Source organism: Desulfofundulus sp. TPOSR (assembly GCF_011393055.1).
Classification (GTDB): Bacteria; Bacillota; Desulfotomaculia; order Desulfotomaculales; family Desulfovirgulaceae; genus Desulfofundulus; species Desulfofundulus kuznetsovii.
In genome coordinates, this window is the sequence record NZ_JAAOEF010000001.1 from 301,024 (window position 1) to 313,939 (window position 12,916).

Sequence of the window (12,916 nt, forward strand, 5' to 3'; positions counted from 1 at the left end):
CGTGTTTCAGGCGGTTTTCGCCCTGGCCAGATGCCGGCTCAAAGCCTCCTGGTAGAGTTGTAGATATTCCACTGCGGAACGGGCCCAGGAAAAGTCAAGCTCCATAGCCCTTTTTATCAGCATTTTCCACTCGTGCGGATGCTCCGTGTACAGGGAGAGGGCCCGCTGGATGGCGTGGTACAGGGCATCTCCTTCATATTCGGAAAAAACGAAACCATTTCCGGAACCTGTAGACGGATTAAAATCGTGAACCGTATCGGCCAGCCCGCCGGTAGCCCGGACAATGGGAATGGTCCCGTAACGCATGGCAATCAATTGCCCCAGGCCGCAGGGCTCAAAGCGGGAGGGCATTAAGAACATGTCGGCGCCGGCATAAATGCGCTGGGCCAGAATGGCGTTAAAACCGATGTAGACAGCAGCTTTTTCGGGGTAACGATTGTGGATGTCCCTGAACATATCTTCATAGCGCCGGTCACCGCTACCCAGAACCACAAATTGCAAATCATGGGAAAGCAACCGGTCGGCAATCCGGGCAATTAGGTCGAGCCCTTTTTGATCCACCAGGCGCGAGATCATCCCCAGCACCGGTACATCCCTTACAGGCAGATTCATTTCTTTTTGCAGGGCGTATTTGTTTTCCTTTTTATTTTCAATGCTGTTCTGGTCATAGTTCCGGTGAATACGGGGATCGGTTTTGGGGTTAAATTCATGGTAATTAATGCCATTAACTATCCCGTACAGATCGGGGGAACGTTTACGCAGCAGACCGTCCATCCGCTCACCCAACTCCGGTCGCTGGATCTCGGCTGCATAAGTTTTACTGACCGTGCTAATGACATCGGCATACAATATACCCATTTTCATGTAACTGACCGTGCCGTAAAACTCAAGCAATTCGGGAGTAAAATACTCCTCCCCCACCCCCAAAAGCTTTAGCGTCTCCTTGGGGAAGTTGCCCTGATATTGCAGGTTGTGGATGGTAAAAACCGTTGCCACACGGCTGTAAAACGGATCCTGCGCGTAGCGAACTTTCAGGAAAAAGGGGATGGGTCCGGTCTGCCAGTCGTTGCAGTGGATGATATCCGGCTGCCAGTTGAGGCGCGGCAACATTTCCAGCACCGCACGGCAGAAGAAGGTAAAACGTTCGGCCTCGTCGGGGAACATGTACATGCCGTCGCGGTAGAAGTAATGGTGATTATCCACCAGGTACACTGGAATGATGCGGTGCTCCCCCTGGTAATAGGCCTCGATGGTACTCTCCCGGATGATGGCCGTCTCAGCCCGACTGTTGAAAAACACTGGAAAATCCATGCGGTAGGTGGCCTTTTCGATCCCCTTGTAATGGGGCATGGCCACCCGCACATCGTTCCCGAGATTGTCATTGCCCACGGTAGCCAGAGCCTTGGGCAGGGAACCGGCTACATCAGCCAGCCCCCCCGTCTTGGCAAAGGGAACCACTTCGGATGAGACAAGCAAAATTTTCAGCGGCCGATCAAACATACTGTACTGCCTCCCTTTCTCCCCCGGCATAAACCGGAGGCGAGCAGAAAACTTCCTGTTCCCGCAGGACCTCCGCCGCCAGTTCCGGTGGCGTGGGGTTAATGTAAAAGCCCGTACCCAGTTCAAAACCGGCCATTATGGTTAGCCGGGGCAGGATTTCCAGATGCCAGTGGTAATGAATCGTATCCGGCTCATTTACCGGGGCGGTGTGCAGGACCATATTGAAGGGCGGGCCACCTAAACTTTGCCTTAAGCGCAACAGGGTGTTGCGCAGTATCCGGGCCAGGTCTCCTACCTGCTCCTCCCGGATGCTGGCAAAGTCATGCTGGTGCTCCCGGGGTACAATCCACATTTCAAAGGGAAACCGGGAAGCAAAGGGGGCAAAGCTGATGAATTTACCTGTTTCAACAACCACCCGCTGCCGCTCGGAAACTTCCTGGGCCAGTACATCGCAAAGGATACACCGTCCCGTAGACCAGGCGTAATGGTTAAAGCCCTGCATTTCCTCCTGTATATCCACAGGAACCATGGGCGTAGCTAAAATCTGGGAGTGGGTGTGCTCCAAGGAAGCTCCGGCAGTCTGGCCAAAGTTTTTAAAGATTTGGATATATTTCAGCCGGGTATCCCGGCGGAGATCCAGGGAACGCTGCTGCCAGGCCCATATAACTTCCTCCAGTTGACGCTCATCCAGGGCATCCAGGTAAGCTTCGTGCTCCGGAGCCTCCACCACCACCTCATGGGCACCCAGGCCATCCATTACCTCGTAGACCCCATGACGGCGCACGCCGGTTTGAGCCTCGATGCGTACCGCCGGAAACTTGTTCGGAACCACCCTTACCCACCAACCCGGCGCATCCGGTGAGGTGCCCCTTTCCCGGAAGGCCAGGACCTCCGGGGGTGTATCTCCTTCATGTCCCGGACACAGGGGACAGCGTCCGCCTTTTTTTTCGTCTTGCGGCACCTTGAAGTCGCAGGGACGTTTGCCCCTTTCGGTGGCAATGACCACCCAGCGCTTCACCAACGGGTCTTTTCTCCATTCGGGCACTTCCTTTCCTCCCCTCGCAAAGTATGTCAGTTATGGCAACACGGCTCGAACCATGTCTTCCATGGATTCCTCTTTATCCCGGCGCTCATCGATGGTGATGGAGGTCACTACTCGCATGACGCCGTCGTTAAAGGGAGCCCGGTGCATTTTTTTCACCGCATCCAGCACCCGGTCCAGTTCTCCTTCAATAATGGTGGACATGGGTGTTACCTGATGCTTGAGACCCGGTTCCCCTTTTACCACCTCGTAGCAATGGCTGATATAACTGCTGATACTGGGATCACCGGTGCCCATGGGCATGACACTTACTTCCACTATAGCCATGCTTTTCTTCACTCCCTTATGCGGTAAATTCTAATGTAAAATTACCGCAAAGGGTTTCTTTTTATACAATTAGACGGCAATATTTTCGTGGGGAGCAGGAAAGTGACGGCAGAAATCGAAATATGCTTTAGAGGAAACAAAAAGGGGTTGGGTAAAGTGCCCAGGGAACTGGTAAGCATCAAGGGTACCCGGGAGGGCCTGGTCATCCTGCTCGATCCCAACCGGGAATTTGAAGATATAAAATTGCACTTGAAACGAAAAATGGAGTCTTCCCGGGGCTTTTTCCGGGGTGCACGCTTCACCGTTTACGGGCAAACAATCACCGGTTACCAGCGGACTGAACTGGAAAATATTTGCCGCCAGTACGGGTTAATTCCCTCGCCGGAAATATCCTGGCCCTTTGAAAAAAAGAAAGCCGCTTCCCCGGGGGAACCGGCCCGGTTGGTGCAATGCGCTTTACGCTCGGGCCAGGAGATACGTCACCGGGGCAGCGTGGTCATCGTGGGCAACGTCCACCCCGGAGCCCAGGTGATAGCCGATGGCAGCGTCATCATCATGGGCGGCTGCCGGGGAACAATCCATGCCGGAGCGGGGGGCAACAATACGGCCACCATCACGGCCCTAAAGTTCGAGCCGATCCGTTTATCCATTGCCGGGGTGACCGCAGACCCAGCCACTATCCCGCAAAATAGCCTTTTTCCTTTAACTGCCAGACTGGAAAAGGGCAGGATCATTTTTTCCTCCTACCGCAGCAAAGCTACATACCCGATTTTTTAAACCTTTTCCCGGGCCAAAAGGTAATGTGTGGCCAGCAAGCCAACGGTGGACTTGGCGTCACAAATTTCCCCCCGCAAGAGCATAGTTAGGGCTTCGTCCAGGGGTACCTTCACCACCTGGACGAATTCGTCTTCGTCCGGGTGCTGGCCTTCCTGGTTTAAATCCCGCGCCAGGAATAAATGCATTTTTTCGCTGGTAAATCCCGGGGTGGAGTAAAAGCTGCACAGCAGTTGCCAGCGTTCCGCCCTTAGCCCGGTTTCCTCCGCCAGCTCCCTTTGGGCACACTGTAAGGGTTCCTCCCCATCTTCTATTTTACCGGCAGGTATTTCTAAAAGTTCCTTACCCACTGGATAACGGTATTGCCGGACCAGGAAAACTTCCTTTTTCTCATTCAGAGCCACGATGGCCACGGCCCCGGTATATTCCACCACTTCCCGGGTGCCGGTGCGACCGTCGGGCAGAAGCACCGTATCCACCCGCAGATTTAAGATTTTTCCCCGGTAAACTACCCGGGAATCCAGCTTCTTTTCGATTAATGCGGACATTTTTTATCCCCTTCCTAACGGCTTTTTTCATATGGCTACACAAGCCTTCTCATTTTCCCCAAAACAAGACCGGGCAAAAGGGCGTAGTCCTCGGTAGGCAGGTGGCGGGAGGCTGAAGCATCAAAGAGAACATTCCCCGAGGGAGGAAATTCCTCATCTCCCAGCCACAGGACAAAGGTTATGGGTACTTTTGGCAATACCGGCACGCTCACAGCCACGTCTCCAATTTCCACCCGCCTCCCCCCTAACATTTCCGCAGCCCGCACCAAAAGTTCCGGCTTGCCTCCGAAGATGCCCACCAGAGGGCGCACCGCACGATTGTTAAAGGGGCCGACATAAATAAATCCGCCGGGCAGTTCCTGGAAGGAAATTAATCGCCCTTCCACCTGGGCCGGACTGGCCTTGGCGAGATAATGCAACAGGGTAATCTGTACTTCCTTGGGTACTTCTGGCCCGCCGGCTGCATCTATAACCTCACCGCCGGGATATTTTACCAGATAATGCGAGCCAAGAAAGGGCACAATGAATTCCGCCGTTTCCGGCCGGTAAGTTACGGCTGCGTTAAAAGCCATGCTTCCCGGCTCCCGCAGGGCAAATTCCTCCTTTGCCTGCCGGTGGGCAGGCTCAAGGTTCATCCAGGCCAAGATAATCCCCTCCCGAGAAAGTATTGCGCTTTAAACAGGCTTCGTCGCAAAGGGAAGCTTTTCCTCCCCCAAAATGATCGAATCGCTGAAAGCCGGCAGGGTACTGCCACTTTAATGTATATCTGAAACTATTCTGTACAAGATCTAAGTGAGAAACTATTCTTTCGGAGGTGTCCGGCATTGGACCTTGTACACTGGGAACCCTTTCACGAGCTTCGCCACCAAATGAACCGGCTTTTTAACAGCCCCTGGTTCCGTGGGGCGCCGGGTTTTTGGGGCCTTGAAGGCGTCAGCCCCCGGGTGGATATTTACCAAACGGATCAGGAGGTTGTAGCCACGGCCGAACTGCCCGGGATAGCTTCCAAGGACGACCTGCAGGTAACCCTCACCGAAAATACCCTGAGCATTAAAGGGGAGTTTAAGAGGGGTACCGAGGAAAGACAGGAAGGTTACTACCACAGCGAACGCTATTACGGCACTTTCAGCCGTACCCTGCCCCTGCCGGTGGAAGTAAAACCCGATCAGGCGAAGGCCAGCTATAAAAACGGTATTCTGGAAGTGCGTATTCCGAAAAAAGAACCCGGCAAGAGGAATATTTACCGGGTAGACGTCCAATAGCAAACAAATCTTCCCACGGTACTGCGGCAACTAAGCAAAACCCGGTAGACAGTAGCCGGAGCCTGAACAGGGGGCTCCGGCTTGCTATTGGTATATATTTGAGCGGCCATCTGGCGCCTGGGAATGGAAGACCCCGACAGCTGGAGAGTAATTGGCGACAAATTTACTATCGAAAAGTGACTACCACGGCCCGGACCCACAGGGCTTTTTTTCTTACCAATTCAAGAAAGGATTTCCCGTGCTCAAAGAGAAATATTAAACATACCATAATGAAAAGTGTCATTTTTTACCGGATGAAGGAGAGAGTATGATTTGGCTGCCCGGGTTGGCATTCCCTGTTCATTACTGTACTTTCTTTATTACCCGACCTGGAAAACCTTCTTCAACGAACTTGGGGCTCAAGTAATCCCTTCCGGAAACACTACCAGGGAAATGCTTGATCTGGGAGTGAAGGAAGCCCTGGCCGATGCCTGTGTGCCCATTAAACTATACTTCGGTCATGTGCAGGTCCTGATCGGCCGGGTTGATTATTTATTTATCCCGCGGGTGGTCTGTTTAAACAGGGAAACAACCTACTGCCCTAAGTTTCTGGGGCTACCCGATATGATCCGGCATTCTTTTAAAAAAATCCCCCCGCTTATTGACGTACGCATAGACGTACGGGAAGGATGGAACGCCCTATCAAAAGCCTACCGGCAAGCGGGGCTGGTTCTTGGTGCCGCCCGGGGAGCCATCGCTCTTGCCTACCGCAAGGCCATGGCCGTGGAACGCCGGTTTTTCTCCCTGCTACAGGAAGGCTGGCAACCTCTGGAGGCCATGCAAATTTTAAATACGGCCATCTTGCCCCGAAAACAAAAAGGCCGGCTGGTTTTTGCCGTACTGGGCTATCCTTATCTCGTTCACGATCAGTACATCAGTGTGGGCTTGCTGGGCCGGTTAAAAAAAATGGGGGTAGAAGTGATCACTATGGAAAACCTGCCGCCCCGGGCGCTGTACAGGCAAAACGACCACCTGGAAAAACGCCTGTTTTGGACCCTGGGGGACCTGGTTCTACGGGCGGCCCATTATTTTCTCCGGCACACAAGAATCGACGGGATGATACACCTGACGGCCTTTGGCTGCGGACCCGATTCACTGGTGGGCAAGTTCCTGGAGATGGCTGCCCACGAGCAGCAAACCGTCCCTTTTATGAGCCTGTCTATCGATGAACACAGCGGTGAAGCCGGTATTGCCACCCGGCTGGAAGCCTTTGTGGACATGGTATGCCGCAAAAAAGAGGTGTGTCTTTAGTGCCCAGAGTTACTTTCCCCCATGTGGCGGAATCCTATCGCAGCTTTAAAATGCTCATGGAAGATCTGGGTAATGAGGTCATCCTCCCTCCCCGCCCCAGCAAGCACACCCTGGACCTCGGGGTACGCTACGCCCCGGAATTTGCCTGTTTCCCGGTGAAAATACTCCTGGGCACCTACCTGGAAACCTGCCCGAAAGGGGTGGAGCTTATCGTTACCAGTGGCGGGGTGGGACCCTGCCGTGCCGGTCATTACGCGCAGCTACACAAAAAAATCCTGCACTCCCTGGGCTACCCCGTTGATATTGTTGTTTTTGAACCGCCACGGCTTTATCCCCTGGACTTTTTGCATAACATTCAGCGACTGAATCCCCGGCGCATGTCTTACCGGGCCATTTACGAGTGTGTCCGGCGAGCCTGGCGCAAACTCCAGGCGCTGGACAATGTAGAAAAACTAACCCATAAAGTACGCCCCAAGGAAACCATCCGGGGTGCCACCACCCGTACTTACCGCCGGGTGCTGGAATGGATCGACAGGGCCTACAGCCTTGTGGAAATTGAGGAAGCTGAACGAAGTGCCCTTGAAGAACTGCAAAAGGTGCCCCAGGATCCAAACCGGGATGTCTTAAGGGTGGGTATTGTAGGTGAAGTATATGTCCTCCTGGAACCGGCCAGCAACCTGGAAATTGAAGAAACCCTGGGGAACCTGGGGGTAGAGGTGGAAAGATCTTTATTTTTAACCGGCTGGACCAGGGACAACACCTGGGCGGAAACCACCGAGGGCTTAACGGTGAAAGAGGCCGCCATGCCTTATCTGCCCGAGTTGCTGGGGGGGCACGGCCGGGACTCCATTGGCAACACGGTGCTTTATGCCAAACGGGGTTTTGACGGGGTCATTCAGCTCGCCCCCTTCACCTGTATCCCGGAAATTGTAGCCCGCACCATTTTGCCCCGGGTAAGCGAAGAACACAATATCCCGGTGCTGACTTTCTTCCTGGATGAACAAACGGGCAAGGCAGGCATGACCACCCGGCTGGAGGCCTTTGTGGATTTAATGCGGCGCAAAAAAGCCGCCCGCCGCCCGGCATAAAATGGCCGCCGGGAAAAGTAACGTTTATAGTCAGTAAAATACATTGTCAGTAAAATACATTAACTTTCAAGCTTATTTAATAAGCAGTCTTGAAAAGCATCATCTTACAGTCTATTAGGCAGCAGGAAGGGAAGGATATGAAAGCTTACCTGGGTATAGATGTGGGTTCGGTAAGCACCAACATTGTGATTTTGAGCGAGGCCGGAGAAGTCCTCACCGGCCTTTACTTGCGTACCCGGGGCCGCCCCATTGAAGCCATCCAGAGCGGCTTAAAGGCAGCCAGGGAGAGCCTCAAACCGGACGTGGAAATAGCAGGTGTCGGCACCACCGGAAGCGGGCGCTATCTGGCCGGCGTCATGGTGGGGGCAGACGTGATCAAGAACGAAATCACCGCCCATGCCGTGGCCGCCTGTATGCTGGTACCCGATGTACAGACGGTTCTGGAAATAGGTGGACAGGATTCTAAAATTATTATCCTGCGCGATGGCGTGGTGGTGGACTTTGCCATGAACACGGTCTGCGCCGCCGGTACCGGTTCCTTTTTGGATCAACAGGCTGCCCGGCTGAATATCCCCATCGAGCAATTTGGCGAACTGGCTTTGCAATCAACCAACCCGGTGCGCATTGCCGGCCGCTGTACGGTATTTGCCGAGTCGGATATGATCCATAAACAACAAATGGGCCACGCCCTGCCGGATATCATTAACGGTTTGTGTGAAGCCCTGGTGCGCAACTACCTGAACAACGTGGGCAAGGGTAAGGAAATTCTGCCCCCTGTGGTGTTCCAGGGTGGAGTGGCCGCCAACATCGGTATTAAGGCCGCCTTTGAACGGGCCCTGGGCATGCCCGTGCTGGTACCGGAACATCATAAGATCATGGGTGCCATTGGCGCTGCCCAGCTGGCCGCCGAGAAGGTAGCCGGAACCGGCCAGACCGGGTTTAAAGGTTTTGGTATTACGGAACTCCCATATCATACGAGGAGTTTCGAGTGTGACGGTTGTCCCAATGCCTGCGAGATTGCCGAGATTTATGAAGAGGATAAGGTTATCGGTCGCTGGGGTGCCCGCTGTCCGCGCTGGGATGTAATCTAGAGAGGAGAAAGACCCTTGTCGCCAGAAGTAGCTCTAGTTGTAACCTGGTTATTGCTGGGATTGATGGTGGGCAATGGTCTATGGGTGGCCTGGGATGCCCGTCGACGGGGCAAACCGCTGGGAGAAGTCATTGCCTGGGGGCTGTTTTCCACCGCTTTCTTTGGCGTCGGGCTGGCCCTGTACCTGATGTGGGGCCGCCACCTGCCCTCCGAAAACAACAACCGGAAAAGCTGATTTCCTGCCGTTATCAAGAATTAGGCTGCCAGGGGCCCGGGTATGACTTTTGGGGTAATTCCCGGGCCGTACGGTATTTTTTGTCTTTTTTCACAGCGGTACTGCCTGTTGTAAAGGTAAATGTTCAGCAAAACCGTTATGAATACATTGGAGTGAGCGAGGACAGCACCGGGTCCAACCAGGTTCACTGAACATTTACTTGTAAAGTGCCGTCCACCGTTTTGTATACTAACGTAGACTATTTACATCTTTTAGAGGTAATCCACTATCCCTTGACGGTACCTTTTTTCGCAAAAGCCTGCTGTCGCGCCGCATACACGGCAAATCGGGGGAATAGTCAGTTTTGGCGCAACTTTGTGACAACTATCCCCGCGGCTCTCTTCCCCAATTCCTTTCTTATTTTGGTATAAATTTTGCTTTACCTGATGTCTGGCGACTTGTGTGGTGAAATTGACAAAACATATATAAATGGTACGTCAAGTTGCACAGGCACAAATGGAGGGGGGACAAATCTTGCGGGAAACGGTAATCGTCAGTGCAGCCAGGACGCCCTTTGGAAAGCTGGGCGGTGTTCTGGCCCCTCTCACTGCCGTCCAGCTGGGGGGTATGGTGATTAAAGAAGCCATCCAGCGGGCGGGCATCAACGGGGACCAGGTGGAAAACGTGATCATGGGGCAGGTGCTGCAGGGCGGCTGCGGCCAGATTCCCTCCCGCCAGGCCACCCGGCTGGCGGGGTTGCCCTGGGAGGTGCCCTCGGAAACCATAAACAAGGTCTGTGCCTCCGGCCTGCGGGCGGTAACCCTGGGCGACCAGATCATCCGGGCCGGCGACGCCGACATCATTGTTGCCGGCGGCATGGAAAGCATGAGCAACGCGCCCTACTTTGTGCACGCCCGCTGGGGCCTGCGCATGGGTGACACCAGGTTTGCCGACCTGATGGTCCACGACGGCCTGTGGTGCGCCTTTTACAACCGGCACATGGCCATCCACGGCGGCGAAGTGGCCAGGGAATACGGCATCTCCCGGGAAGAACAGGACGAATGGGCCCTGCGCAGCCACCGGCTGGCCATCGCGGCCATGGACGGCGGGCGGCTGAAGGAAGAAATTGTGCCCGTGGCCGTACCCCAGAAAAAGGGCGACCCGAAAGTGGTGGACACGGACGAAGCGCCCCGGCGGGATACCAGCCTGGAGGCCCTGCGCCGCCTGCCGCCGGTTTTCGACCCCAACAACACGGTTACGGCGGGCAATGCCCCGGGGGTCAACGACGGGGCGGGGGCTCTGGTGCTGATGTCCCGGGAGAAAGCACACGAGCTGGGCATAAAACCCCTGGCCACCATCCTGGGGCATGCCTCGGTTTCCCAGGATGCCAAATACATTGCCACCGTACCGGGTTTGTCCATCAACAAACTGCTGGCCAAAAAGGGACTCCCGGTGGACGCCATTGACCTTTTTGAAGTGAACGAAGCCTTTGCCGCCGTGGTCCTGGTCAGTGCAAAGATTGCCAATTTACCGAAAGACAAAATAAATGTGAACGGCGGCGCGGTGGCCTTCGGCCATCCCATTGGCGCCAGCGGCGCCCGCATCCTGATGACGCTCATCTATGAACTACGCCGGCGGGGCGGCGGTCTGGGCATTGCGGCCATCTGCAGCGGCGCCGCCCAGGGCGATGCCCTGCTGGTGCGGGTAGATGAATAGTAGATACTGTCGCAAAACCAGAAACTGGATGGGCGGCGGTCGTCCCTTAAGGAGCGACATTGCGGAGGGCCGGATACGAAACACGGCGCTGCCGAGGTTAGCGAACCGGCAGCGCGAATCGCGCTGGTAGCAGTATCGATATAATGATTGGGCTACTTAGACTGAAACTATTCATGAGGAAAGTAGACTTCCGGCGCATATGCAGCGCTGCCAGGTTCGCTCCGAGGCAAGCCGATGTTTCGTCCGGCCCGTAGCACGGAGCGACGGGGGACGACCGCCGTCCCGATAGTTATGCGACAGTATCTAGTAAGTAAAGGAGCTGAATTAAAATGACCCTGGACTTCGACCTTACCGAAGAACAACTGATGATCCGCGATACCGTGCGCAAACTGGCCCAGAACGAGTTTGCCCCCCGGGCGGCGGAAATTGACAAAGAACACCGCTTCCCCCGGGAGAACATAAAGAAGCTGGCCGAGCTGGGCCTGATGGGCATACCCATACCCGAAGAATACGGCGGTGCCGGGTGCGACTTTCTCTCATATATCATGGCCATAGAAGAAATCTCCCGGGCCTGCGCCTCCACCGGCGTAATCCTGGCGGTGCACACCTCTTTAGGGTGCTTTTCCCTCCTCTATCACGGCACGGAAGAACAAAAGAAAAAATATCTGACCAAACTGGCTACCGGCGAGTGGCTGGGTGCCTTTGCCCTTACCGAATCCAACGCCGGTTCGGACCCCTCCAACCTGTCCACCAGCGCCCGGCTGGAAGGCGACCACTATATTATCAACGGCAGCAAGATCTTCATCACCAGCGGCGGAGAAGCGGACCTCTACGTCACCTTCGTACGCACCGGCCCGGGCAGGGGGCACAAGGGAATCACCTGTCTTTTAATCGAGAAGGATACCCCGGGCTTTACCATTGGCAAAGTGGAGGAAAAGATGGGTCTCAACGGTTCCCGGACCACGGAGCTGATCTTTGACAATGCCAGGGTGCCCCGGGAGAACGTGCTGGGCCAGGAAGGCGAAGGCTTCAAGGTGGCCATGGCCCTTCTGGACGGCGGCCGCATCGGTATCGGCGCCCAGGGTCTGGGCATTGCCCAGGCGGCCTTTGACGTGGCCCTGGAGTATTCCAGGCAGCGGGTGCAGTTTGGCCGTACAATAGCGGAATTCCAGGCCATCCAGTTCATGCTGGCCGACATGGCCACCCGGATCGATGCCGCCCGGCTGCTGGTTTACCGGGCCGCCCGGCTGAAAGACAAAGGGCTGCCCCACTCCAAGGAAGCCTCCATGGCCAAGATGTATGCCACGGACACGGCCATGTTCGTCACCACCAATGCGGTACAGATCCTGGGCGGTTACGGCTACTGCAAGGAGTACCCCGTGGAGCGGTACATGCGCGATGCCAAGATCACCCAGATCTATGAGGGCACCAACCAGATCCAGCGGCTGGTCATTGCCAAAAACCTCCTGAAATAGCAACGAAACTCCACCAGCGAAAAATTTATTTTAGAAAGGAGATATGCCATGAACCACCGGCGACTGGAGAAAGGATTCGTGCACGTGTACACCGGCAACGGCAAGGGCAAGACCACCGCCGCCCTGGGGCTGGCCCTCCGGGCCATCGGTCACGGCTACCGGGTGTTCATGCTTCAATTCATGAAGGGGAGCAAGGAATACGGCGAGATTAAGGCGACTGAAAAGTATTTGCCCGAGCTGACCATAGTACAGTCGGGCCTGGAAACTTTTGTAGATAAGGAAAATCCTTCCCCGGAAGATATCGCCCTGGCCCGGCAGGGTCTGGATATGGCCCGCAAGGTGATCATGGAAGGTAATTATGACCTGGTTATCCTGGATGAGATCAATGTGGCTGTTGATTTTGACCTGATCCCTCTGGATGCGGTTTTAGACCTGATTCGAAATAAGCCGACCCACGTGGAGTTGATCCTCACCGGCCGGTATGCCCATCCCAAAATCATCAAGGCGGCCGACGTGGTAACCGAAATGCACCTGATCAACCATCCCTATTATGACGGCATTGAGGCCCGGAAAGGCATTGAATACTAGGG

The 12,916-nt window shown here is 54.9% G+C and carries 14 protein-coding genes; 9 read left to right on the plus strand and 5 right to left on the minus strand.

What is annotated here, in order from left to right:
• Positions 1-6: 6 nt before the first annotated feature.
• From glgA to G7K71_RS01600, 3 genes are read right to left on the minus strand one after another with little or no spacing between them, the layout of a single operon-like run.
• The gene (glgA, locus tag G7K71_RS01590; protein ID WP_013822320.1) at positions 7-1,500 is read right to left on the minus strand and encodes a glycogen synthase GlgA; all 1,494 of its coding nucleotides are present in this window, start codon (positions 1,498-1,500) and stop codon (positions 7-9) included.
• Complete coding sequence (gene galT / locus G7K71_RS01595) at positions 1,493-2,545, minus strand: galactose-1-phosphate uridylyltransferase (RefSeq protein ID WP_013822319.1); 1,053 nt, start codon at positions 2,543-2,545, stop codon at positions 1,493-1,495. Before galT ends, glgA begins: the two co-directional genes overlap by 8 nt.
• A gap of 30 nt (positions 2,546-2,575) precedes the next feature.
• Positions 2,576-2,869: an MTH1187 family thiamine-binding protein gene (locus G7K71_RS01600; RefSeq protein WP_013822318.1), complete on the minus strand. Its 294-nt coding sequence runs from the start codon at positions 2,867-2,869 to the stop codon at positions 2,576-2,578.
• A 156-nt stretch (positions 2,870-3,025) separates the two neighbouring features.
• Here G7K71_RS01600 and minC point away from each other — a divergent pair, with 156 nt between their 5' ends.
• Positions 3,026-3,646, plus strand: coding sequence for a septum site-determining protein MinC (gene minC / locus G7K71_RS01605; protein ID WP_166342988.1), 621 nt, complete (start codon positions 3,026-3,028; stop codon positions 3,644-3,646).
• On the opposite strand, the gene G7K71_RS01610 is transcribed toward minC, so the two are convergent.
• Together G7K71_RS01610 and G7K71_RS01615 are read right to left on the minus strand one after the other, a co-directional pair.
• A complete protein-coding gene (locus G7K71_RS01610) occupies positions 3,643-4,191 on the minus strand; it encodes an NUDIX hydrolase (protein ID WP_166342990.1) in 549 nt (182 codons plus the stop codon). The genes minC and G7K71_RS01610 overlap by 4 nt on opposite strands.
• Before the next feature lie 35 nt (positions 4,192-4,226).
• Positions 4,227-4,826, minus strand: coding sequence for a DUF3786 domain-containing protein (locus tag G7K71_RS01615; RefSeq protein ID WP_041283236.1), 600 nt, complete (start codon positions 4,824-4,826; stop codon positions 4,227-4,229).
• A 189-nt stretch (positions 4,827-5,015) separates the two neighbouring features.
• Between G7K71_RS01615 and G7K71_RS01620 the strand changes: the two genes are divergently transcribed.
• The 8 genes from G7K71_RS01620 to cobO all read left to right on the plus strand — a co-directional run bounded on the left by G7K71_RS01620 (position 5,016) and on the right by cobO (position 12,914).
• Positions 5,016-5,453, plus strand: a complete 438-nt coding sequence (locus G7K71_RS01620; protein ID WP_013822314.1) for an Hsp20/alpha crystallin family protein — start codon at positions 5,016-5,018, stop codon at positions 5,451-5,453.
• A gap of 312 nt (positions 5,454-5,765) precedes the next feature.
• Positions 5,766-6,743, plus strand: coding sequence for an acyl-CoA dehydratase activase-related protein (locus G7K71_RS01625; RefSeq protein ID WP_013822313.1), 978 nt, complete (start codon positions 5,766-5,768; stop codon positions 6,741-6,743).
• A complete protein-coding gene (locus tag G7K71_RS01630; RefSeq protein WP_013822312.1) occupies positions 6,743-7,831 on the plus strand; it encodes a hypothetical protein in 1,089 nt (362 codons plus the stop codon). The genes G7K71_RS01625 and G7K71_RS01630 overlap by 1 nt, the downstream gene beginning before the upstream one ends.
• Positions 7,832-7,968: 137 nt before the next feature.
• Positions 7,969-8,922, plus strand: a complete 954-nt coding sequence (locus G7K71_RS01635; protein WP_013822311.1) for an acyl-CoA dehydratase activase — start codon at positions 7,969-7,971, stop codon at positions 8,920-8,922.
• 15 nt (positions 8,923-8,937) lie between these two features.
• Positions 8,938-9,156, plus strand: a complete 219-nt coding sequence (locus G7K71_RS01640) for a hypothetical protein (protein WP_013822310.1) — start codon at positions 8,938-8,940, stop codon at positions 9,154-9,156.
• 513 nt (positions 9,157-9,669) lie between these two features.
• Entirely contained in the window at positions 9,670-10,851 is a 1,182-nt protein-coding gene (locus tag G7K71_RS01645) for an acetyl-CoA C-acetyltransferase (RefSeq protein ID WP_166342992.1), read from the plus strand.
• 329 nt (positions 10,852-11,180) lie between these two features.
• Positions 11,181-12,326 (plus strand): acyl-CoA dehydrogenase, encoded by a 1,146-nt coding sequence (locus tag G7K71_RS01650; protein ID WP_279286263.1) that lies wholly within the window; start codon positions 11,181-11,183, stop codon positions 12,324-12,326.
• Between the two features lie 48 nt (positions 12,327-12,374).
• On the plus strand, positions 12,375-12,914 hold the full coding sequence (gene cobO / locus G7K71_RS01655) for a cob(I)yrinic acid a,c-diamide adenosyltransferase (protein WP_166342994.1): 540 nt from the start codon (positions 12,375-12,377) through the stop codon (positions 12,912-12,914).
• Positions 12,915-12,916 lie beyond the last annotated feature (2 nt).

Coding starts and splice junctions, on each gene's coding strand:
- G7K71_RS01615 (WP_041283236.1), bottom strand. CDS start 4,826: ATGAACCTTGAGCCTGCCCACCGGCAGGCAAAGGAGGAATTTGCCCTG.
- G7K71_RS01650 (WP_279286263.1), top strand. CDS start 11,181: ATGACCCTGGACTTCGACCTTACCGAAGAACAACTGATGATCCGCGAT.
- G7K71_RS01635 (WP_013822311.1), top strand. CDS start 7,969: ATGAAAGCTTACCTGGGTATAGATGTGGGTTCGGTAAGCACCAACATT.
- glgA (WP_013822320.1), bottom strand. CDS start 1,500: ATGTTTGATCGGCCGCTGAAAATTTTGCTTGTCTCATCCGAAGTGGTT.
- G7K71_RS01610 (WP_166342990.1), bottom strand. CDS start 4,191: ATGTCCGCATTAATCGAAAAGAAGCTGGATTCCCGGGTAGTTTACCGG.
- cobO (WP_166342994.1), top strand. CDS start 12,375: ATGAACCACCGGCGACTGGAGAAAGGATTCGTGCACGTGTACACCGGC.
- G7K71_RS01600 (WP_013822318.1), bottom strand. CDS start 2,869: ATGGCTATAGTGGAAGTAAGTGTCATGCCCATGGGCACCGGTGATCCC.